This window comes from Vibrio sp. 1CM8B, assembly GCF_023161685.1.
Classification (GTDB): Bacteria; Pseudomonadota; Gammaproteobacteria; order Enterobacterales; family Vibrionaceae; genus Vibrio; species Vibrio coralliirubri.
The window spans coordinates 93,593-116,436 of the sequence record NZ_JALNTU010000012.1; the positions used below are offsets into that span (position 1 = coordinate 93,593).

At 46.8% G+C, this 22,844-nt stretch carries 16 protein-coding genes; 13 read left to right on the forward strand and 3 right to left on the reverse strand.

Going from position 1 to position 22,844, the window contains the following annotated elements; genetic code table 11:
- Window positions 1-113: 113 nt before the first annotated feature.
- From MSG36_RS19240 to MSG36_RS19265, 6 genes are all read left to right on the forward strand, one after another.
- On the forward strand, window positions 114-1,124 hold the full coding sequence (locus tag MSG36_RS19240) for an ornithine carbamoyltransferase (RefSeq protein ID WP_017063666.1): 1,011 nt from the start codon (window positions 114-116) through the stop codon (window positions 1,122-1,124).
- A gap of 492 nt (window positions 1,125-1,616) precedes the next feature.
- A complete protein-coding gene (pyrB, locus tag MSG36_RS19245; RefSeq protein ID WP_004729720.1) occupies window positions 1,617-2,546 on the forward strand; it encodes an aspartate carbamoyltransferase in 930 nt (309 codons plus the stop codon).
- A 15-nt stretch (window positions 2,547-2,561) separates the two neighbouring features.
- A complete protein-coding gene (gene pyrI / locus MSG36_RS19250) occupies window positions 2,562-3,026 on the forward strand; it encodes an aspartate carbamoyltransferase regulatory subunit (RefSeq protein WP_048605441.1) in 465 nt (154 codons plus the stop codon).
- 327 nt (window positions 3,027-3,353) lie between these two features.
- Window positions 3,354-3,842: an arginine repressor gene (locus tag MSG36_RS19255; RefSeq protein WP_017063664.1), complete on the forward strand. Its 489-nt coding sequence runs from the start codon at window positions 3,354-3,356 to the stop codon at window positions 3,840-3,842.
- 175 nt (window positions 3,843-4,017) lie between these two features.
- Window positions 4,018-5,865, forward strand: coding sequence for a protein-disulfide reductase DsbD (locus MSG36_RS19260; RefSeq protein ID WP_248369324.1), 1,848 nt, complete (start codon window positions 4,018-4,020; stop codon window positions 5,863-5,865).
- Between the two features lie 212 nt (window positions 5,866-6,077).
- Entirely contained in the window at window positions 6,078-6,707 is a 630-nt protein-coding gene (locus MSG36_RS19265; RefSeq protein WP_048605445.1) for a response regulator transcription factor, read from the forward strand.
- Here MSG36_RS19265 and MSG36_RS19270 read toward each other — a convergent pair.
- On the reverse strand, window positions 6,704-8,455 hold the full coding sequence (locus MSG36_RS19270) for a potassium/proton antiporter (RefSeq protein WP_050642908.1): 1,752 nt from the start codon (window positions 8,453-8,455) through the stop codon (window positions 6,704-6,706). The genes MSG36_RS19265 and MSG36_RS19270 overlap by 4 nt on opposite strands.
- Before the next feature lie 413 nt (window positions 8,456-8,868).
- Here MSG36_RS19270 and MSG36_RS19275 point away from each other — a divergent pair, with 413 nt between their 5' ends.
- The 4 genes from MSG36_RS19275 to MSG36_RS19290 all read left to right on the forward strand — a co-directional run bounded on the left by MSG36_RS19275 (window position 8,869) and on the right by MSG36_RS19290 (window position 12,821).
- Window positions 8,869-9,135: a DUF4212 domain-containing protein gene (locus MSG36_RS19275; RefSeq protein WP_010435433.1), complete on the forward strand. Its 267-nt coding sequence runs from the start codon at window positions 8,869-8,871 to the stop codon at window positions 9,133-9,135.
- 10 nt (window positions 9,136-9,145) lie between these two features.
- Window positions 9,146-10,849 (forward strand): sodium:solute symporter family protein, encoded by a 1,704-nt coding sequence (locus tag MSG36_RS19280; protein WP_017062715.1) that lies wholly within the window; start codon window positions 9,146-9,148, stop codon window positions 10,847-10,849.
- Window positions 10,850-11,036: 187 nt separating this feature from the next.
- Window positions 11,037-11,423, forward strand: a complete 387-nt coding sequence (locus tag MSG36_RS19285; RefSeq protein WP_081090254.1) for a hypothetical protein — start codon at window positions 11,037-11,039, stop codon at window positions 11,421-11,423.
- 12 nt (window positions 11,424-11,435) lie between these two features.
- Window positions 11,436-12,821, forward strand: a complete 1,386-nt coding sequence (locus MSG36_RS19290) for a class II fumarate hydratase (RefSeq protein WP_248369327.1) — start codon at window positions 11,436-11,438, stop codon at window positions 12,819-12,821.
- Window positions 12,822-12,936: 115 nt separating this feature from the next.
- Here MSG36_RS19290 and MSG36_RS19295 read toward each other — a convergent pair whose 3' ends face one another.
- Window positions 12,937-16,368, reverse strand: coding sequence for a PAS domain-containing hybrid sensor histidine kinase/response regulator (locus tag MSG36_RS19295; RefSeq protein ID WP_061039573.1), 3,432 nt, complete (start codon window positions 16,366-16,368; stop codon window positions 12,937-12,939).
- Between the two features lie 118 nt (window positions 16,369-16,486).
- Window positions 16,487-17,683 (reverse strand): 3-phenylpropionate MFS transporter, encoded by a 1,197-nt coding sequence (locus MSG36_RS19300; protein ID WP_017062710.1) that lies wholly within the window; start codon window positions 17,681-17,683, stop codon window positions 16,487-16,489.
- A gap of 232 nt (window positions 17,684-17,915) precedes the next feature.
- Between MSG36_RS19300 and MSG36_RS19305 the strand changes: the two genes are divergently transcribed.
- From MSG36_RS19305 to acs, 3 genes are all read left to right on the forward strand, one after another.
- Window positions 17,916-19,748 (forward strand): DUF294 nucleotidyltransferase-like domain-containing protein, encoded by a 1,833-nt coding sequence (locus tag MSG36_RS19305; protein WP_172380709.1) that lies wholly within the window; start codon window positions 17,916-17,918, stop codon window positions 19,746-19,748.
- A gap of 11 nt (window positions 19,749-19,759) precedes the next feature.
- Window positions 19,760-20,392 carry a 3'-5' exonuclease gene (locus MSG36_RS19310; RefSeq protein ID WP_172380680.1) on the forward strand — a complete coding sequence of 211 codons (633 nt, stop codon included), beginning with the start codon at window positions 19,760-19,762 and terminating at the stop codon, window positions 20,390-20,392.
- A 218-nt stretch (window positions 20,393-20,610) separates the two neighbouring features.
- Window positions 20,611-22,560 (forward strand): acetate--CoA ligase, encoded by a 1,950-nt coding sequence (gene acs / locus MSG36_RS19315; protein ID WP_248369329.1) that lies wholly within the window; start codon window positions 20,611-20,613, stop codon window positions 22,558-22,560.
- Window positions 22,561-22,844 lie beyond the last annotated feature (284 nt).

Below are 22,844 nucleotides of genomic sequence, written 5' to 3' on the forward strand. Positions count from 1 at the left end.
AGAAAACTGAATCACCGTTTGAACTGAAATTAATACACAAAAATTGAATCGCGCTTTCTTGAATTTTCTTTCCCTGTAACAAGAAAGCGCCTAAATCTAAGAAGGAATACATCATGGCTTTTAACCTACGCAATCGTAACTTCCTAAAACTACTAGATTTCACTCCACGCGAAATTCAACACTTGTTAGATCTTTCTATGGAGCTAAAAAAAGCGAAGTACAACGGTTACGAACAGCCAACACTGACTGGCAAAAACATTGCGCTTATCTTTGAGAAAACCTCAACTCGTACTCGCTGCGCATTTGAAGTTGCCGCATTCGACCAAGGCGCTCGAGTATCTTACTTAGGCCCATCTGGCTCTCAAATTGGCCACAAAGAATCAATGAAAGATACCGCTCGCGTTCTAGGCCGTATGTACGATGGCATTGAATACCGCGGCTTCGGTCAAGAAATCGTTGAAGAGCTCGGCGCTTACGCTGGAGTTCCAGTATGGAATGGTCTGACTGACGAATTCCACCCAACACAAATCCTAGCTGACTTCCTAACCATGACGGAATACGGCCGTGGTAAACAACTGCATGAAATCAGCTTTGCTTACCTAGGTGATGCTCGCAACAACATGGGTAACTCTCTAATGGTTGGCGCTGCGAAAATGGGTATGGACATTCGCCTTGTTGCTCCAAAACAATTCTGGCCGCAAGAAGAACTATTAGCTCAATGTCGTGAAATCGCAGAACACACTGGCGGCAAAATCACGCTAACAGAAGATGTTCAAGAAGGCGTGCAAGGTTGTGACTTCCTATACACCGACGTTTGGGTATCAATGGGCGAAGCAAAAGAAGCATGGGCTGAGCGTATTAACCTAATGATGCCTTACCAAGTGAACATGGAAATGATCAAAGCAACAGGCAACCCACATGTGAAATTCATGCACTGCCTACCGGCTTTCCACGGCGAAGATACAACCGTCGGCAAACAACTTGCTGCTGAATATCCGCAGCTTAAAGATGGCGTAGAAGTGACGGATGAAGTGGTCGAGTCTGAATACTCAATCGTGTTCGATGAAGCAGAAAACCGCATGCACACCATCAAAGCAGTAATGGTTGCAACACTAGGCAGCTAATAAATTAGAAAGTTAAGAAGTTAAGAAGTTAAGAAGTTAAGCACTCACTTGTTCGCAAGATATTGACAAGCTAAGTGCAATAACAGGGAAATGCGGGTGGCGTTCTTGGGATTTTGACCTTGGATAAAACCCGCATTTTTTTTCATGTACTAGAAAAGATTATTACCTGAAAAAGCCTGAGATTCTCAGTTCCAACAAAGGCTTAAATAGAAGCTAGAAATGGATGCTATTTCGCATAAAAATCCATTAAATGAATACTTTACAGAAAGTATTGCATGGCATTTTTATCTGAGTATAATCCTCCGCAATTTGTCTAAAGAGAGCAAAAAATGAACCGCAATTCTGTCGCACATAATTGTCAAACTACACGCCAAAGAGTGGCGTTGGTGTCATTTTTATTTTGCTCTATTGATCGTTTCGAAGCCTCCTATTTTTAGGGGGCTTTTTTTTGTCCGCAATTTGACTGTATGCATAGAAAAAGGAAGACCCGTTATGGCGCATTCGTTATTTAACAAGCACATCATCTCCATTCCAGAACTCTCTCGTGATGAACTGGAGCTTATCGTCGATACTGCCGCAAGACTCAAAGCAGAACCAAATCCAGAGCTGCTGAAAAATAAGGTAGTGGCGAGTTGCTTCTTTGAACCTTCAACTCGAACTCGCCTTTCATTTGAAACCGCAGTTCAACGCCTAGGTGGCACGGTCATCGGTTTTGATAATGGCGGTAACACATCGCTGGCGAAAAAAGGCGAAACACTTGCCGATTCGGTGCAGGTTATCTCTTCTTACGTTGACGCCTTTGTGATGCGTCACCCACAAGAAGGCGCAGCACGTTTAGCCTCTGAGTTCTCTAACGGTGTGCCAATTGTAAATGGTGGCGACGGTGCCAATCAGCACCCAACGCAAACCTTGTTGGATCTGTTCTCGATTTACGAGACTCAAGGCACGCTTGATAATCTCAATGTGGCGTTCGTCGGCGACCTAAAATATGGCCGTACCGTACACTCATTGACGCAAGCACTATCAAAATTCAACAACGTGCGTTTCTTCTTTATCGCGCCAGAAGTGTTAGCCATGCCGGATTACATCTGTGAAGAACTGGAAGAGATGGGGATCCAATACAGCACCCACAGCAGCATTGAAGAAGTGGTGCCTGAGCTTGATGTTCTGTACATGACTCGCGTACAGAAAGAGCGCTTTGATGCGTCAGAATACGCGCACATGAAATCGGCTTACATTCTAACGGCTGATACGCTGAAAGACGCTCGCCAAAACATGAAGGTGCTTCACCCACTACCACGTGTCGATGAAATCACAACCGACGTAGATAAAACGCCACACGCTTACTACTTCGAGCAAGCTGAAAACGGTGTGTATGCTCGCGAAGCCCTATTAGCCCTAGTTCTAAACGACACTTTATAAGCAGGAGAAACAGTCATGGTTAAACAAACTCAGCTACAAGTAGAAGCCATTCGTAACGGCAGCGTCATTGACCACATCCCTGCTCACCTTGGGATCAAAATCCTCAAGTTGTTTAAATTGCACAAGACCGAGCAGCGCATCACCATGGGATTAAATCTGCCATCGTCAGCGCTTGGCCATAAAGATTTGATCAAGATTGAGAACATCTTTCTGACTAAGGAACAAGCCAACCAATTGGCTCTGTACGCCCCGCAAGCGACGGTCAATCAGATTGAAGAGTACAAGGTGGTGAACAAGCTAACATTAGTACTGCCAGACCAAATCAACAGTGTCTACTCTTGCCCGAATAGCAACTGTATTTCACACGGTGAGCCAGTCGAAAGCAGCTTTAAAGTGCAGCTAAAACAGGAAAACGTGCAGCTAAAATGTCACTACTGTGAAAAAGTATTCTCTCGCGAGATCATGAGTGAAATTCGCTAACCCTTAGCGCCATTATCACGGTCTCCAAAGCACCCTAATACCGATGGATATTTATGCCAAACTTGGAATAAATATCCATTTAGCAAAAGAATAAAACTCCAAAATAAAAGCAATTAACTAGAATTTTATTTGGTGATCCCCTTCAAAAAGATAACTATCCTTTAGTGGTAGACTCAATGGATAGACGATCATATATCACGCATACCTTCCCTCTTTATTTCGGGATTCATCGGTAAGCCCTATTTAACAATCGTACTCTACGGCTTTGGGAGTACGCTCGGCGCTATGGACAAGCGATAACCACATGTTGACCTTAAGGAGTTGTTCATGAACCCAATCACTGAGCACGGTTGCTTGTATTCAGCTGAAGATAAAACACTGACTGCAGCGTGCAAACGCTTACTACAACAACAAAGCTTCTCGACCCAAAATCAACTGCGAGAGAAACTCGTCGATATTGGCTATACCGGTATCAGCCAATCGACCGTATCTCGTATTTTGTCACAGCTTGGCGTTGTCAAAATTCAGAATGCTTGCGGTAAAAAGGTTTACTGCATCACGGTTGAAAGTGCACCGGTTCGTGTCGATGCATCCATCTCATCGCAAATCGAATTCATCACTCATAACCAAGCGATGGTCATCGTAAAAACTCATCCAGGTTGTGCGCAATTAGTCGCAAGATTAGTCGATATCGACCCACATACTGAGATTATCGGCACCGTTGGCGGCAATGATACTGTGCTTATTATTCCAAAAGATACGATGAATATTGATGCTTGCGAACAAGTCGTAAAAGCACGCTTGGGTGTTGCCTAAATGTCTCTTTGCCAAGCGCAAGCAACTCAAGTTGAACTACAGATCCCCTCTCGATTACCCAGTAAAGTCGCTATCCCGCCTTAGGGGATATTTGTTTGCCGATGAAACTAATAGCAAACTATTACGGTCTGATTGAGTTAAGATACCTTCAACTCCATTTTGATGACTAAATAGTATGCGACGACTTGCCACATTACTTTTTGTTTGTGTTTCCCTATTCACCCAGCCTGCGTGGGCGCTATTTGGGAACGACAACGCCGAGCCAAGCTTCGGAGGCAATAACAATGGTTTTGTCCCTGTAGACCAAGCTTTCCCTTTCAATTACTACCAGCAAGACGACAAAGTCCTTCTCGACTGGCAAGTAAAAGAGGGCTACTACCTCTATCAACATAGCCTCTCGTTCACCGGGCAAAATCTCGCTATCGGTAATGTTGAATTAGAAGATGGTAAGCCACACCAAGATGAATTCTTCGGTGAAGTGAGCATTTATACTCAACCTTTATTCGTGCAAGTTCCTCTACAGAGTTACCAAGATGGCTCACAGCTGATCGTTAAGTATCAAGGCTGTGCGGACGCAGGTTTCTGCTACCCACCAGAGATTCGTGTCATCGACATTGAACCTTTCACAGCAACAGGTTCTCCTAATTCGCAAGGTAGTGACTCACAAGCTTCATCTTCTGCTAGCAACGAGACCGATGTTTCTACGCAACCAACGTCTCCAAAAGCAGACGTTGTAAGTAACACGACTCAACAGCCAAATGCCCCAGTTTCAAAAGAAGCAGGCTTAGCCGATAAGCTCGGTGACAGTTGGTGGACCCCTCTATTATTCTTAGCACTCGGTGTTGGTTTAGCCTTTACACCGTGTGTACTGCCTATGTATCCGATTCTAACGGGTATCGTTTTAGGTGGTGGCAAGCTCAGCCAAGGTCGTGCGCTGATGCTGTCCTTTATTTACGTGCAAGGCATGGCGTTAACCTACACCTTATTAGGTTTAGTGGTTGCTTCAGCAGGCATGCAATTCCAAGCCGCAATGCAACACCCTTACGTGCTGATCGCGCTGAGTGTTCTGTTCGTGGCGTTAGCAATGTCGATGTTTGGCGTTTATAACCTGCAATTGCCAAGCAGCATCCAAACTTGGCTCAACAATCAAAGCAATAAGCAGCAAGGTGGCAATACCTTGGGCGTGTTCGCGATGGGCGCTATCTCTGGCTTGGTGTGTTCACCTTGTACCACGGCGCCATTGTCAGGCGCGCTGCTGTATGTGGCTCAGAGTGGCGACCTATTAACGGGGGCGATTGCTCTGTATGCATTAGCGATGGGTATGGGTATTCCGCTGATTTTAGTTGCGGTATTTGGTAATAAGTTATTGCCTAAAGCGGGCAGCTGGATGGATAAGGTGAAGATCGTATTCGGCTTTATCTTGCTGGCAGCACCTATCTTCCTGCTAGAGCGAATCATTCCTGAGTTATGGGCAACCGTGCTTTGGTCTGGCCTTGGCTTCATCGCCTTTGGCTGGCTTTACCACAGCAAGAATGCACTGCCATTTGGTGGCTGGAAGCAAAGCGCTGTGGGTATCATCGCGATGCTTGGCCTATTCGCATCAGCTCAACCTGCGCTCAATTACTGGTTTGCAGAAAAGAGCGTAGTGGCAGAACAACACATCCAATTTGCACGCATCAACACGGTTGAAGAATTAGAAATCCAACTCATCGAAGCAAAGAAACTCGGTAAGCCTGTGATGCTCGACTTCTACGCCGATTGGTGTGTGGCGTGTAAAGAGTTCGAGAAGTACACCTTCCATCAAGCTGATGTGGAAAACAAGCTTTCTGACTTCGTACTGCTACAAGCCGATGTAACGAGAAACATGCCTCAAGACATTGAACTGCTTAAACAATTACAAGTACTTGGCTTACCGACGATTGAGTTCTGGGATGGCGAGGGTAACCATGTTCCAAATGCTCGTGTAACCGGTTTTATGCCTGCTGATGTATTCTTAAAACACATGCAAAACCACCAGCTATAACGGCAATATTCACTAAAATATAAGCCGAATCGAAAGCCGCACCGCCCCTCTGTAACGAGATGGCAGTGCGGCTTTTTTGCTATTCAGAGTAACGCTTTCTTATTCCGGGGATAAAAGTCGATATGGTTCAGACTTTTAATGCATAGATATTGTCCACATACTCAATCAGGATGATAATAAATATTAACTAAATTGTTAAAAGTATGAACGTCATGGACTCGACCTATACCATCATCATTGCTGATGACCACCCTCTCTTTCGCAACGCCCTGTTTCAGTCAGTTCATATGGCGATCAGTGGTGCGAACCTGCTTGAGGCCGATTCTCTCGATGCCTTACTGACTCTACTAAAGAAAGAAGACGAGCCGGATCTATTACTGCTCGACCTGAAAATGCCGGGTGCCAATGGCATGTCAGGCTTAATTCAACTACGCGCTGAATACCCAGATCTACCGATTGTGGTGGTCTCTGCCAGTGAAGATGCCAGCGTGGTCACTCAGGTGAAGAGCCACGGTGCCTTTGGCTTTATTCCTAAGTCGAGTGATATGCGTGAGTTGGTGAGTGCACTGAATCAAGTGCTGAATGGCGACCCGTTCTTCCCTGAAGGGCTTATCACCAATAATGCAGCGTGTAGCGACCTTGCAGAAAAGATTTCCACACTGACGCCTCAGCAATACAAGGTATTAGGGATGCTTTCTGACGGCTTGCTTAATAAGCAAATCGCGTATGAATTGAATGTTTCGGAAGCGACCATCAAAGCACATATGACAGCCATCTTCCGTAAACTGGATGTGAAAAATCGTACTCAAGCGGTTATCTTGCTACAAGAAGTCCACAATTAAGCTTCACTGATATCCTCTTCTAAAGTCGTCTTAGGTAAACATAAACCCAACCTGACGACTTTATGATCATCGATCTCTGCAACTACCCAAGTAATGCCATGCCACTCAAAGCTATCGCCCAATACAGAGTGTGCGCCAAGCTCTTGAGCAACCAATTGTTTTAGCGTCATTTCTCGCTCTTCTTCCGAGCCAAGTTCAATACCATAACAATCACTCACTGCCGCAACTGATAGCTCAACATCCAAGAAGAAGTCACCAAAGAATCGTGCCGCTTCTTCTGCTAGAGGCGCCTCACTGAATAACGAACTTAAGCTGTCCAAATCTTTGTCTTGGCCAAGCACGCATAAGATATCGTTCGCCTCCAACACAGTGCTGCCTGATGGGTGGAGCATCGCATCTTGTCGAAACAGTGCCGTAATGCGCGTCCCTTCAGGCATAGATAAGCGCTTAAGCGGCTCACCGACACACCACTTCTCGTCTTTCAACTTGTAAACAAACATCTCCCACTCACTGGTCGGATAAATCTCCATACCGGTACGAGAAATCGGTGTTGGCGTCGGTGGTAAAGTCACTTGAGCGAGTCTTGCGACTTTCATCAAGCTACCGCCTTGAACAATCAGCGAAACCATAACCACGAAGAAGGCGATATTGAAATACAGCTGAGCATTAGGCAGGCCAGCCATCATAGGGAAGACCGCTAAGATGATCGGTACTGCACCACGCAAACCTACCCAAGAAACAAACCAGCGCTCCTTGGTAGTAAAGCTTCGAAATGGCAGTAAACCTAACCAAACCGACAGCGGACGAGCAAACAAAATCATACCGAAGGCCAGTGCTAGCGCAGGCAGAGCAATGTCCATCAGCGTTGATGGCGTCACCAATAAACCCAGCACCAAGAACATCACGATCTGGCTTAGCCACGTCATACCATCAAGAACATTAAGAATAGAGTGTCGAGAGCGCGTCGGACGATTACCAATGAACAGGCCTACAAGGTAGATCGATAAGATACCGCTGCCGCCAAGCATGTTAGAGAACGCAAACAGCGCCACACCACCGCTGAGCACCAAAATAGAGTAAAGGCCGTCAGCCAGTTGCACTCGATTGATAAGACTCCATAGAAGCCAGCCACCGCCAATGCCGACAAGGGTACCGATACCAAACTGCATCGCGAAGCTTTTCAGTAGGAAGTTCATCCCCATTTCAGCATCAGGCGTGCCCAACAGCGCAATTAAGGTCACCGTCAGGAACACCGCCATTGGGTCGTTAGTACCGGATTCAATTTCTAGAGTCGAGCCAACACGCTCATTGAGGCTCTGCCCTTTCAGCAAAGAAAATACCGCAGCCGCATCGGTCGAGCCCACAATCGCGCCAACCAAGATGCCCTGCATCAATGACAAGTCGAACAGCCACGCGGCCATTAAACCAGTGAGAGTAGCGGTACATGCCACGCCTATTGTAGCGAGCGAGAGCGAAGGCCAAAAAGCGACCTTGAAACTCGCAACCTTGGTTCGCATACCGCCATCAAGCAAGATCACAGCAAGGGCAAGGTTACTCACCAAGTAAGTGAGTGAGTAATCATCAAAATTAATGCCACCGGGTCCATCTTCACCGGCTAGCATGCCAACGAAAAGGAAGATCAAAAGAATAGGAACGCCCAAGCGAGAAGACACTTGCGAAAAAAGCACACTGATAGCGATGAGCACCGCACCAGTTAAAAATAAGTGGTTAATAGTTATTGCGTCCAATTCGTCCCCCTAAAGAATAAAACCCGAGCTTTAAGCATGTTGATCTTCTGCCGTTAAGCAAGGCGCGGTCGGTAAAAGTGCCGCTGATACTATAACAAACTTATGTTTCGCTTCGTGTCATATGCAGGACTAAATACCGTTTCTCGGTCATTTAGTTGTTAAATTTTATGACTCGCATACTAATTCATGCGTTTTTGTTAGACCTTAGGCTAATTTAACAACATTGTAACATCACATTTTTCTATGGTTATGCCTTCCAACGCCCATATTTCAGTGAATTAGCGCTAATAGTGTCCCGACTAAAGTTGCACAGATCCCTTTACTTATCCTTGCTACATTCTAAATCGTAACATTACGTTAACACGGCCATTTACAAAAACGGTTTCTACGAAAACGGAATAAAGGAGAAGGCAATGGCGTTCGAATCTACGGAACATGCTCAAGCCTACTGGAAGGAAAACTTGGGAATTATGGGAACACTGCTCGCGGTTTGGTTTGCAGTGTCTTACGGCGCTGGCATCTTATTTGTGGATGCCCTCAATACCGTTCAGTTTGGCGGGTTCAAGCTAGGATTTTGGTTCGCTCAGCAAGGTTCGATATACACCTTCGTGGCGCTGATATTTATTTACGTTGTCCGCATGAATGCGCTCGACAAAAAATACAACGTACAGGAAGACTAGAGGCTAGAACATGGATATTCAAACTTGGACGTTTATTCTCGTCGGTATTACTTTCGCGGTATATATCGGCATCGCAATCTGGGCTCGTGCAGGGTCTACTAGTGAGTTCTACGTTGCTGGCGGTGGTGTACACCCAGTAGCAAATGGCATGGCGACCGCCGCTGACTGGATGTCGGCAGCATCATTCATCTCAATGGCAGGTATCATCTCATTCGTTGGTTATGACGGTGCGGTTTACCTAATGGGTTGGACAGGTGGTTATGTACTACTTGCGCTATGTTTAGCACCTTACCTACGTAAGTTCGGTCAGTTTACGGTTCCTGATTTCATCGGTGAGCGTTACTACTCGAAAACGGCACGTATGGTAGCGGTATTCTGTGCAATCTTCGTATCGTTTACGTACGTTGCAGGCCAGATGCGTGGTGTGGGCGTTGTATTCTCTCGTTTCCTAGAAGTTGATATTAACCTAGGCATCATCATTGGTATGGGTATTGTGTTCTTCTACGCAGTACTGGGTGGCATGAAAGGCATCACTTATACGCAGGTAGCTCAATTCTGTGTCCTCATTTTCGCCTTCCTTGTTCCAGCAATCTTTACCTCAATCATGATGACAGGTAACCCACTTCCACAAGTTGGTATGGGCTCTACGCTATCAGGCACAGATGTTTACCTTCTTGATAAACTGGATGGACTGACTGAAGAACTCGGATTTACCGCTTATACCGAAGGTAACAAGAGCATGGTAGATGTATTCTTCATCTGTGCGGCTCTAATGGTCGGTACTGCGGGTCTTCCACACGTAATCATTCGTTTCTTCACAGTACCAAAAGTACGTGATGCTCGTATCTCAGCAGGTTGGGCACTACTGTTCATCTCATTGCTATATACAACAGCACCAGGCGTTGCAGCATTCGCTCGTGTAAACATGATCGAAACAATCAACGGCCCAGACATGCAAGGTGTCGCAGCAGCAGACGCACCGAGCTGGTACAAAAACTGGGAAAGCACTGGCCTAGTAGGTTGGGAAGATAAGAACGGCGATGGCAAAATGTTCTACTCGGGCGATGAGCGCAACGAGATGAAGATTAACCGTGACATCATCGTACTAGCTTCTCCAGAGCTAGCGAAACTACCAAACTGGGTTGTAGCACTGCTTGCAGCCGGTGGCCTAGCAGCCGCACTATCAACAGCCGCGGGTCTACTATTGGTAATCTCAACGTCGATTTCACATGACTTGTTGAAGAAAGGCTTCAGACCAAACATGACCGACAAGCAGGAGCTGTTAGCCGCTCGTCTAGCAGCCATGGTCGCGATTGTCGGTGCCGGTTACTTAGGTATTAACCCACCAGGCTTTGTAGCACAGGTAGTAGCGTTTGCCTTCGGCTTAGCCGCAGCATCCTTCTTCCCAGCGATTATCCTAGGTATCTTCTACAAGAAGATGAACAAGGAAGGCGCAATTGCAGGTATGTTGTCAGGTATTGCCTTCACAGCAAGCTACATCATCTACTTCAAGTTCATTAACCCAGCAGCAAGCACACCTGAAAACTGGTGGTTTGGTATCAGCCCAGAAGGCATCGGTACGCTAGGTATGTGTCTAAACTTCGTAGTATCGATTGCGGTAAACAAAGTAACTGCTGAAGTACCACAAGATGTACAAGATATGGTTGAGAACATCCGTTACCCGAAAGGTGCAGGTGAAGCTCACGACCACTAAACAAAGATGTTTAGCAAAAAATGAATCAGTGCTTACATTGTAGGGATTAGGTACTGACTCCAGAAAGCCGATACTTCGTGTATCGGCTTTTTCTTTTTCTGCTCGCTTTATAAAAAGAGAAACAAAGGGTTGTTTTTAAAATCTCATTTGATAATAATTATCATTAACATCCAATAAAGAGATGCAGATGATGATGAAAGAGCAGCAGGTTCTCTATTCGAGGTTTTACAAAGCACAGGATCGCTTTGCTTCATTAGAACAAGTTCAAGGCCATGAGCCGTTTGTAATTCGAGAGTATATCGAATGTGCACTGACGCTTTCGGCTTACTATGAAAAGCATGCCGCTCAAGAAAACATCTTGTTGTGCGAGCTGTATCTACGCCAAGTTTTCTTTCATTTGATTGAAGCGATTGAGTCGCCTGAGCGCAGTTTCGCCTTTCGTCATATCTGCCTAGACTCTATTCACTCACCACTATTTTATTTGAAGCGCCACTACTGCCAGCAACCTCAAGGCCAAGCGCGTTTTTTGAATCTCAGCCAAACACTACAACAAGTCCAAGCCCCACTTGGCTAACAAGGATAGAACATGACCCTACAATTTCGGATTGAAAAAGACAGCATGGGCGAAGTGAAAGTCCCTGCCGATGCGCTATACCAAGCACAAACTCAGCGTGCAGAGGATAACTTCGCGTTTAGCTCGCACAAGATGCCGACCAGTTTTATTCAAGCACTGGCGTTAATTAAACAGGCAGCGGCAGATACCAATGCTCAGTTAGGTCTACTGGAGGGTGATATTGCCAACGCGATAGCCGAAGCCAGCCAAGAGATCATTGAAGGTAAACATCTCGATCAATTCCCGATCGACGTTTACCAAACCGGTTCTGGCACCAGCTCCAACATGAATGCCAACGAAGTGATTGCTACGCTTGCTTCAAGAAGCTTGCAAGGCGACGTGAATCCCAATGATCACGTCAACATGGGCCAAAGCAGTAACGATGTGGTGCCAACCGCAATTCAAGTGAGCGTTGCTTTGATGGCTGAAAATAAGCTGTTACCTGCATTAACTCACCTTGCGGAAGCACTCACTGTCAAGCAACAGGAGCTTGCGGAGGTAGTGAAGACAGGTCGCACTCATCTAATGGATGCGATGCCAATGACCTTTGCTCAAGAGCTAGGTGGTTGGAAATTTCAGATAGAACACGCTAAGCAAGCAATAGAGAGCACCCTGCCCGCTATCAAGGCTTTAGCTCAAGGTGGTACTGCGGTTGGAACAGGGATCAATGCTGACCCACGCTTTGCCGATAAGTTTGCGAGTAACCTGTCTCAATCAACAAAGATCAGTTTTAGCTCCAGTGAAAACTTCTTTTTTAACCTCAGCAGTCAAGACGCGATCGTTGCACTTTCTGGTCAGCTCAAAACGGCAGCAGTTGCGATCATGAAGATCTCAAACGATCTTCGTTGGATGAATTCTGGGCCGTTGGCTGGCTTAGGCGAGATTGAATTACAGGCTCTACAGCCAGGCTCATCGATCATGCCTGGCAAGGTAAATCCTGTGATTCCAGAAGCTGCAGCTATGGCGGCGGCGCAAGTCATTGGCAACGACACCACCATTACCGTAGCTGGACAATCAGGTAACTTCCAACTGAATGTGATGCTGCCAGTGATTGCTCATAACGTCTTAGAGAGTATTGAACTTCTGGCAAACAGCTCAGTCGCTTTAGCGGACAAAGCCATCGCGACCTTCACTGTGCGCCAAGATAACCTCGATTTAGCCTTGTCAAAGAACCCAATCCTAGTGACCGCACTTAACCCTGTGATTGGCTACTTGAAGGCGGCTGATATTGCCAAGAAAGCTTATAAAGAAGGCCTACCAATTCTGGATGTAGCAGAAAGAGAAACCGATCTTAGCCGAGAAGAGCTCAGCAAACTGCTTGATCCAACTACACTGACGCAAGGTGGTATTGCTGGTTAGTTATTGAATTAACAAGCGAATCGGCGTTCGCAAAAAACAAAGACAAAAAAGGCCTCATCTGAGGCCTTTTCACTATCCGCTCACGAACGTACTAATCCGAACCTGTTAACCCAAACTAACTCACGCGATTCAATACCGCTCTGAGTTTTAACGGTTTCACTGGCTTGGCAATAAAGCTAAAGCTGTTGGCCTTTATCGCTGCCAGCATGTCATCGGTTCTATCGGCACTGATGATGACCCCTTCAAAAGAATCACCAAGGCGCAAGCGGCACTGCTGTAAGACTTCGAGCCCCGTTCTGCCATTATCTAAACGGTAATCAGAGAAGATCACATCTGGCAGCCAACCCTCATCTAGGCACTGCAAGCTTTCGACCAGATCAACCGCCGTCTTAACCTCACAGCCCCAGCGGCCAATCAGGTTCTCCATACCGACTAAGATTTCTCGTTCATTGTCGACACACAATATCTTGAGATGTTCGATGTCGCTGGTCGCCATTGGCGTCGAAGCTTGCACAACTGGAGCCACTTTTTCCGCTCTAGCCAAGGTGATGGAAAAGACACTGCCTTGCCCCGGCCACGAACGCATCGAAATTTGATGGCCAAGCACATGAGCAATACCTTTCGAGATAGCCAGCCCTAATCCCAATCCTTGATCGGCTCGCACTTGGCTGCCACGAGTAAACTCTTCAAAGATCTCTTGTTGCTTGTCTTCATCGATACCGGTTCCGTTATCCCACACATCGATTCGAACCTGTCCATTCACTCTTCTCGCACCCAGTACCACTTTCCCTTCCGGGTTATAGCGGAACGCATTGGTCAAAAAGTTCTGAATCACACGCCTTAACAGCTTAGGGTCTGAGTGAATAAACAATGACGACGGAATCATCTTAAACTCAATTTTCTGTTGTCTCGCTAAGGCACTAAATTCCGCATTTAAGTTGGTTAGCACATCGTGCACGGCAATCGCGTGAATGTTGGTTTCTAACTTTCCTGACTCCAATCGAGATATATCCAGCAAGTCACCAATCAAATCTTCTGCGGCACCAAGTGCACTCTCGATGTGAGATGAAAGTTGCTTCACCTCTTGCTCTTTTGCTACCTCAGACAGTGACGAAGCAAACAAGCGTGCGGCGTTGAGCGGCTGCATCAAATCGTGGCTTACCGCGGCTAGAAAACGACTCTTAGATTGTGACTCTTGATCCGAAATCTGCGTGGCTTTTACCAAGCGATGATTGAGTTTTTCGAGCTCTTGAGTTCGCTCATGCACTCTCGACTCCAAGCTTTCATTGGCATCTTTTAGCGCTTGCTCTGCTTGTCGGAATACCGTGATGTCGGTAAAGCTCATCACAAAGCCACCACTTGGCATTGGGTTACCTTGCACCTCAATTACTCGGCCATCAGGACGAATACGAGAAGAGGTGTGTCGAGTGCCTTGTTCAAGGTGATAAACACGGCGACGAACGTGATCTTCGGGGTCGCCCGGGCCACACAACCCTTGCTCGGCATTATGACGAATCACGTCTGAAATGGGTCGTCCAACCTGAATCAAGCCAGCAGGAAATTCAAACAGCTCTAAGTAACGTTGATTCCACGCCACCAGCCTCATCTGTTTGTCTATTACTGCGATGCCTTGGCCAATATGTTCAATCGCGCCTTGCAGTAAACCGCGGCTGAAGTCGTAAAGCTCCGAGGCTTCATCAACGATGGTCGCGACTTCTTCAAGCTGCATGTTTCTTCCCTGCAAAGCGGAAGTAAGTACTAACTTAGCAGACGAAGCACCAAATACACCTGCGAGCACGCGCTCTGCGTGTCGAATCAGACTGGCAGGTGCTTGTTGATTAGGAAGCAGCGGCTGCCCGTGTTGTTGCCAATAGCTGTGTAAGGCACTTTTCGCACGCTTACGGCCCACAAAACGCGACGCCAACATCTCTAATTCAGCGACTGTCACACGGTTCTGGTAGAGGCTGATATTCTCGTTCTCAGGCAGTGGTGTGCCAACAAATGCCGCTGATTGTAAGCGCTCACTTAGGCTTGGTCTGGTCGTCATCGAAACCACGGCATAACACAAGGTATTGAGCACGATACTCAGCACAATGCCCCAGTTTGAGCTGCTGATATCCCAACTGCTGAGTAACTCTGGCGGCGTAATAATCCACAGTAAAAGGTTACTTTCACTATCGCCCGCCAACATGCTGGTTTGGCTCATTAGGGTGATAAGCCAAATCAACGAGCCCACCATTAAGCCGACATACACACCCTTGCGGTTACCCGGGCGCCAGTACAAACCACCAATAAGTGCTGGCGCGAATTGAGCAATCGCAGCAAAAGAAAGAAAGCCAATCGCTGACAGTGAATGAATGGTATCGAGCGCCTGATAAAACAGCCAAGCACCCAGCAACAGCAGTAAAATTAGCCCACGGCGAATCACCAATAACAGACCAGAAAAGTGTCGATGGGTTCTTTGGGTTAAACGCATGCGACGCAGCAACAGTGGCATCACTAAATCGTTCGACACCATGATCGCCAAGGCGATGGTCGACACTATCACCATACCACTTGCCGCAGACGTACCACCAAGAAAAGCCAGCAAGGCAATGTGATTCGCACCTTCTGCCATTGGCACACTGATCACATAGGTATCCGCTGGCATGCCAGTAAGTAGCCCTTGTCCTGCCCAAGCAATTGGCAGCACGAACAGTCCCATCAAAATCAGGTAAAGCGGAAACAACCAGCGAGCGGTATGCAGGTCTTGAGGACGTTCGTTCTCTACCACCATGGTATGGAACTGGCGTGGCAAACAGACAATCGCCAACATGGTCAAAACGGTATGAATAATTAAGGTCGGAATATTGGGTGATTCGTAGGTGGAAGCCGCCACATCAAGCAGGTCGATTTTGTCGCTGCTCATCGCCAGATACATGATGAACAGGCCAACGATCAGGAATGCCGCGAGCTTAACGATGGATTCAAACGCCACCGCCATCATCATGCCACGGTGATGTTCTGTGTTATCGATATGCCTAGTACCAAACAACATGGTAAAAATGGCCAAAGCACCGACCACAAACCAAGAGACGTGATAGTCCTGATAACCAAAGTCAGCCGCTAGGTTGGGCGCAACAATATCCAACCCCATGGTGATACCACGTAGTTGCAGAGCGATATAGGGAAGGATACCGACCACGGCGATAACCGTCACCGCCACCGCTAAGCCCTGAGATTTTCCATAACGAGCCGCGATAAAGTCGGCAATGGAGGTGATGTGCTCCCGCTTCGCAATCAGGATCAGCCGCGCCAAGATCCGCCAGCCTAGTGTAAAGACCAGAATCGGGGCGAGATAAATGGGTAAAAAGGACCAAGGGTTATTGCTCGCCTGCCCGACCGTTCCATAGAAGGTCCAAGAGGTACAATACACGGCAATCGAAAGGCTATAGATCCACGGGCGCCAGCGCGATAGCCAACGAACCTGCCTGTCTCCATACCAAGCGATCAGAAATAACACGCCCAAGTAGGCTAAAGAGACTGGAATTACTATCCATCCTTGCATTGAAAACCCTTTTCTCATCCATAAAAAAACCTCTCCATAAGGGAGAGGTTTCATTTAACTAAGGATGGGTGATTAACTCAATCGCATCGCTTAAATTCTGTGCTTTAGACTCTAATTATCAGCATTTGCTGTGAGATTCTGACTGTTCCGAATCTGATTGATTAATCTCAACCACTGAACTTCTTTCATCCAACTTAATGAACAGAGCAAGTGCACCCATTGCAGCCATACCCCAGAAGATATTTGCGCCCCAAAGCTCATAACCCCAACCACTTAAGGTAGTCATTAATGCAATAAAGGCACCTAATGGAATCGCGTTATACAGGGCTTGTAGCGCAACCATCTTGTTTTGTTCTTCAGATTGGATGTATTGAATCGCGGCGATGTGTGCCATGGCAAAGGTCACACCGTGCAGTAGCTGTACCATAACCAGAGCGAAAATCGCCGTGGTTGATGCGGTAATACCCCAACGCGCCATCACCCCAATAGCTGCGACAACAAACAAAGTACGCAGTGACCAGCCTGAGAATAATCGCTTACTCAGAGCAAATACTGCCACCTCAGCAACAACACCTAGGCTCCACAAGTAACCGATGATCGCTTCTGAGTGACCCGCTTCTTTCCAATAAATCGCACTAAAACTGTAGTAAGCCGCATGACTGCCTTGCAGCAGCGCCATCAAGGCTAAAAATTTTACCACTGACGACTCACGCAGCAGCTCACCTAGTTTTGGTCGCGCCGCTTGTTGCTCAGATTGCGTTACTGGCATCACGTTAGGATTTCTCATCGCCAGAATCAATGACAACAACACGCCCGCAAGTGCAGTATACAAAATCATGTCAGTGCCAAATTGTGCCACCAAATAGCCAACAACCGTTGAACCTGCGATAAAGGCAATTGAACCCCAAAGACGAGTTCGGCCGTAGTCGAGCATTTTCAAACGACTGTAATGGTTAGCCATCGCATCAGAAAGAGGAATGATCGGCCCACAACAGAGGTTAAACAGTACCGTTGCCAACAACATCAGTATAAAGCTGCCACCGGTGAAGAAGTGGAAACCGACAAACAGCAGCGCAGCGAAACTCAAACAGCGTAGCGCTGGCATCAAGTGTTCCACTTTATGGATACGCGGCGTAATCACTAGGTTAGCCACACAACGAGTCGCAAAGCCGATACCAATCAATACGCCAATATCACCAGCAGACACGCCTTGGTCTTCAAACCACAACGCCCAAAATGGCAAATACACGCCATACGCAAAAAAGAAACCAAGAAAATACTGAGAGATCCAGCCATAGGGTGAAGGGCTAAACATAAATGACCTATAAAGTGTGCGGAAAAAGGCAGCACCAATTATGCCTATCTCGCATACGATGAAAAAGGGAATTATTACTGGGATAGTATTCCCATATTCAATGGGTCTGGGTATCGCATTTCAACAAGAGATTTCACGCTCATCAATCCCCACACTCGCATTTAGACTAAAGTCGTCTGGAGCTTCGCTGGTATTTTGTCAGACTGATTAAAGACTCCCATTTCTTCTTGTGATGCTTATGCCTGACAAATTTAATATGCAGCACCCACCCTTCGATAGCCTGTCTGACTCTGAGCAGTTGAAGCTGCGCTCTTCATTAGACGTGGTCTATTACCGTTCTCAAGAAGTGATACTGGAAGCTGAAAGGCCGAGCCGACACCTGCATATTTTGATCAAAGGGGCAGTTGAAGAGCGCGCGAGCAGTGATGGCGAGATTTACGCACACTATGCCAATGACGATATTTTTGATGTCCGCAGCCAGTTTGAACCTCACACCAAACACCAATATATCGCACTCGAAGATACATTAAGTTATCTGCTGCCCACCGAGATTTTTCTTGAGCTTTACCACGCCAATGGCCAATTCGCGGCCTACTTTGATAGCAACCTATCAACACGAAAAGCTTTGATAGAAGCCGCCCAGCAGCAACAGAACCTTGCCGAGTTTATATTGACCAAAGTGGATGACTCTATCTATCACCCACCACTGATACTTGAACCAAACCAACCTATCAACCAAGTCACTCAAACCCTTAAAGAACAAGGGTTAGACTCGGCCCTAGTCCATTTGGAACATGATGATCCAAAAGCTTTTGGATCATCATGTTCCTTACCGTATGGAATCGTCACTCGAACCAATTTATTGCATGCTGTGATGCTCGATAATTTCCCACTGGATGCGCCTGTCGGTGAGATCGCAACGTTTCCGGTGATGCACGTGAACCAAGGCGATTTCTTATTTAACGCCATGATTACCATGACCAGAAATCGAGTAAAAAGGTTGATGGTTTGTGATGGTAGAAATGCGGTCGGCATGGTGGATATGACACAGATTCTCAGTGCATTCTCCACACACTCCCACGTTCTTACTTTGCGTATTGCGCGCGCCACCAGCGTTGAAGAATTGGCAATGGCATCCAACAAACAACGTCAACTGGTCGAGAGCTTGCTCAGTAATGGGATTCGCACACGCTTTATCATGGAGCTGATTTCTGCGGTCAACGAACAGATCATAGAGAAGGCTTTTGAGTTGGTGATCCCACCTGCACTGCATAATCATTGCTGCCTAATCGTGTTGGGTTCCGAAGGCCGTGGGGAACAAATTCTCAAAACCGATCAAGACAACGCGCTAATAATTCAAGATGGCTTGGAGTGGCATCAATGCCAAAGTGCCATGAACGACCTCACTCATACCCTTCAACAATTGGGTTACCCACTGTGCCCGGGCAACGTGATGGTCAACAATCCGAAATGGGTGCATTCAGAACAAGAGTGGAAACAAACCCTTACCCATTGGGTAAAAAAAGCTACGCCAGACACCGTGATGGATATTGCGATCATGGCAGATGCACACGCAGTAGCGGGTAATAGAGAGTTATTAAAACCTGTAAAGCAGCACCTCAGTGATTTAATGCTCGGACAAGAATTGATTCTGACGGAGTTCTGCCGCCCTGCCCTTAACTTCTCAGTTCCCCTGACCCTGTTTGGTAATGTGAAGCAATCCAAGTCAGGGCTCGATATCAAACAAGGCGGTATTTTCCCTATCGTGCATGGTGTGAGAGCGCTTTGCCTAGAGCATGGTGTCACCGTAAACAACACCTTCGAACGCATTGAGCAACTGGTTAGCAAGAAAGTGCTTGAGCAAAGTACTGCCGATAATCTCAGTGAAGCACTCAAGCAATTCTTTAAGTGGCGCTTAGCCCAAAGACTTTCTCAGCAGCACAGCAGCAACAAGATCAACGTTAAACTGATGGAGCGAGCAGACAGAGATCTGCTTCGTCATAGCCTGCACGTGGTGAAGAAATTCAAGCAATGGCTCGGCTACCACTATCAGATACGGGATTAGGCGATTGAACGATGAATAGGTTGATTCTCTATTACTGGCATCACAAACTCAAAGGCTCTCTGTATCAGCCTTTGTTTACTGCGCCTATTGATCATGAATATGTATCGCTCGATTGTGAAACCACCAGCCTAGACCCCAATCAGGCTGAATTAGTCACCATTGCCGCGACCAAGATCATCGGCAATCGAATCATTACCAGCCAACCTTTTGAAGTCCGATTGCGCGCCCCACAATCGCTCGATTGCAATTCAATAAAAATCCACCGCATTCGTCACCAAGATCTAAAGCACGGCATCGAAGAAAAACAGGCTTTAATCGAGCTACTGAACTTCATTGGAAATCGTCCTTTAGTCGGCTATCACATCCGCTATGATAAAAAAATTCTCGACCGCGCCTGTTTAAAACAGCTTGGATTTCCACTGCCTAACCGATTAGTCGAAGTGAGCCAACTCTATCAAGACAAACTCGAAAGACAGCTGCCCAATGCCTATTTTGATCTCAGCATGGACGCCATCTGTCGCCAGCTCGATTTACCCATCCCGGTCAATAAACATGATGCATTACAAGACGCTATCTCCGCTGCGCTGATCTTTGTTCGCCTGAAACATGGTGACCTGCCCCGTTTCAACTCTTCTTATTCTTAATTCAACCACTGGCGCTTCACATAAAGAGCAACATCTCAAAAATGAACTTAACTCGCTATTTTGTAAGTGAAAAGCAGCGTCTCATCCTAAAGTCTAATTGTGGAAATCGCCGTCCTAGCCGAGAGTGATAACACACAGACGGTTCTGTAATAGACCTAGAAACTGAACACAAAGGAAGTTGCCAGTTCATTAGGAATGTAGGCACAAGGAGAGATGCAATGAGTGAAGCCCACGTTTATCCGGTAAAAGAAAATATTAAATCAACCACACACGCGGATAATGACACTTACCTAGCCATGTACCAGCAATCTGTTTCTGACCCTGAAGGTTTTTGGGGTGAACACGGAAAAATCGTTGATTGGATCAAGCCTTTCACACAGGTCAAAAACACCTCTTTCGATCCTGGCCACATTGATATTCGCTGGTTTGAAGATGGCACGCTTAACGTTTCGGCTAACTGTATCGACCGCCACCTTGCTGAGCGCGGTGATGAAGTCGCTATCATCTGGGAAGGCGATGACCCGGCAGATGACAAAACTCTAACTTTTAATGAACTGTACAAAGAAGTGTGCCTGTTTTCGAATGCTCTAAAAGAGCAAGGCGTGCGCAAAGGTGATGTGGTTTGTTTATACATGCCAATGGTGCCAGAAGCGGCAGTAGCTATGCTGGCGTGTACCCGTATCGGGGCGGTTCACACAGTCGTATTTGGTGGTTTCTCACCAGAAGCACTGTCTGGTCGTATTATCGATTCAAACTCTAAAGTCGTTATCACTGCCGATGAAGGCGTGCGTGGCGGCCGTGCGGTGCCACTGAAGAAGAATGTTGATGAAGCACTGACGAACCCTGAAGTGAAAAACATCGAGAAGGTTGTGGTATTCAAACGCACTGGCGGTGATGTTGCATGGCACGAACACCGCGATGTGTGGTGGCACGATGCTATTGCTAACGTATCTGCAGATTGCCCACCAGAAGAGATGAACGCAGAAGATCCACTATTTATCCTTTATACGTCAGGCTCAACAGGTAAACCTAAAGGCGTTATGCATACTACAGGTGGCTACCTTGTTTATGCAGCGATGACCTTCAAATACGTATTCGATTACCAAGAAGGCGAGACTTTCTGGTGTACAGCCGATGTGGGTTGGATTACCGGTCACACATACCTTGTTTACGGGCCGCTTGCTAATGGCGCAAAAACGATTCTGTTTGAAGGCGTGCCAAATTACCCGAACACCAGCCGCATGAGCGAAGTGGTCGATAAGCACCAAGTTAATATTCTTTATACGGCGCCAACGGCTATTCGTGCATTGATGGCGAAAGGCAATGAAGCCGTTGAAGGTACTTCTCGTGACAGCCTAAGAATCATGGGCTCAGTGGGTGAACCTATCAACCCAGAGGCGTGGGAGTGGTATTACAAAACAATCGGTAATGAGCAATCTCCAATTGTTGATACATGGTGGCAAACAGAAACGGGCGGTATCTTGATTGCACCGCTACCAGGCGCAACAGACCTGAAACCGGGCTCTGCAACTCGTCCATTCTTCGGTGTGCAACCGGCGCTGGTTGATAACATGGGTAACATCATTGAGGGTGCAACAGACGGCAACCTAGTGATTCTTGATTCTTGGCCAGGCCAAATGCGTACCGTTCATGGCGATCATGACCGCTTCGAACAGACTTACTTCTCGACCTTTAAAGGCATGTACTTCACCAGTGACGGCGCTCGTCGTGATGAAGACGGCTACTACTGGATTACGGGGCGTGTCGATGACGTGCTTAACGTATCAGGTCACCGTATGGGTACTGCTGAGATTGAATCGGCTCTAGTCGCGTTCGATAAGATTGCAGAAGCAGCGATTGTGGGTATCCCTCATGATATTAAAGGCCAAGCGATTTACGCTTACATCACGCTGAATGATGGTGAGTTCCCAACTGCAGAGCTTCATAAAGAAGTGAAAGACTGGGTACGTAAAGAGATTGGCCCAATTGCAACGCCAGATGTATTGCACTGGACCGACTCTCTACCAAAAACTCGTTCGGGTAAAATCATGCGTCGTATCCTGCGTAAAATCGCGACTGGCGATACAGGTAACCTAGGTGATACCTCGACACTGGCCGACCCAAGCGTGGTTGATAAGCTGATTGCCGAGAAAGCAGAACTGGCATAAGCAACCAGTCACAGCAGCTAATCACTGTTTAAAACAGCAATTTCTAAACCGTCACCTATGTGGCGGTTTTTTTATGGCTGATCTTGATCTCAAATATCCCGCCCCAAATTAAGGCTAAGACGCTTTTTTGTTAAGTTGGTAACAATTCCAAGCTGTATCAATAGGAGATTAGACCAGTAAATTGCTGCGATTTGCGCTGAATTAGCTATAATCTGGTTCTAATTTTTAAATTTGGGTTTTTCTCACTAGAAATTAACCGCAAATTTTCAATAAAATGGCAACAT

Bases quoted from the DNA above. Each gene is read 5' to 3' on its own strand.
- MSG36_RS19310 (WP_172380680.1), top strand. From the start codon at position 19,760: ATGAATAGGTTGATTCTCTATTACTGGCATCACAAACTCAAAGGCTCT.
- MSG36_RS19300 (WP_017062710.1), bottom strand. From the start codon at position 17,683: ATGTTTAGCCCTTCACCCTATGGCTGGATCTCTCAGTATTTTCTTGGT.
- MSG36_RS19260 (WP_248369324.1), top strand. From the start codon at position 4,018: ATGCGACGACTTGCCACATTACTTTTTGTTTGTGTTTCCCTATTCACC.
- MSG36_RS19255 (WP_017063664.1), top strand. From the start codon at position 3,354: ATGAACCCAATCACTGAGCACGGTTGCTTGTATTCAGCTGAAGATAAA.
- acs (WP_248369329.1), top strand. From the start codon at position 20,611: ATGAGTGAAGCCCACGTTTATCCGGTAAAAGAAAATATTAAATCAACC.
- MSG36_RS19265 (WP_048605445.1), top strand. From the start codon at position 6,078: ATGGACTCGACCTATACCATCATCATTGCTGATGACCACCCTCTCTTT.
- MSG36_RS19280 (WP_017062715.1), top strand. From the start codon at position 9,146: ATGGATATTCAAACTTGGACGTTTATTCTCGTCGGTATTACTTTCGCG.
- MSG36_RS19295 (WP_061039573.1), bottom strand. From the start codon at position 16,368: ATGCAAGGATGGATAGTAATTCCAGTCTCTTTAGCCTACTTGGGCGTG.
- MSG36_RS19290 (WP_248369327.1), top strand. From the start codon at position 11,436: ATGACCCTACAATTTCGGATTGAAAAAGACAGCATGGGCGAAGTGAAA.
- MSG36_RS19285 (WP_081090254.1), top strand. From the start codon at position 11,037: ATGATGATGAAAGAGCAGCAGGTTCTCTATTCGAGGTTTTACAAAGCA.
- pyrB (WP_004729720.1), top strand. From the start codon at position 1,617: ATGGCGCATTCGTTATTTAACAAGCACATCATCTCCATTCCAGAACTC.
- MSG36_RS19240 (WP_017063666.1), top strand. From the start codon at position 114: ATGGCTTTTAACCTACGCAATCGTAACTTCCTAAAACTACTAGATTTC.
- MSG36_RS19275 (WP_010435433.1), top strand. From the start codon at position 8,869: ATGGCGTTCGAATCTACGGAACATGCTCAAGCCTACTGGAAGGAAAAC.
- MSG36_RS19305 (WP_172380709.1), top strand. From the start codon at position 17,916: ATGCTTATGCCTGACAAATTTAATATGCAGCACCCACCCTTCGATAGC.
- pyrI (WP_048605441.1), top strand. From the start codon at position 2,562: ATGGTTAAACAAACTCAGCTACAAGTAGAAGCCATTCGTAACGGCAGC.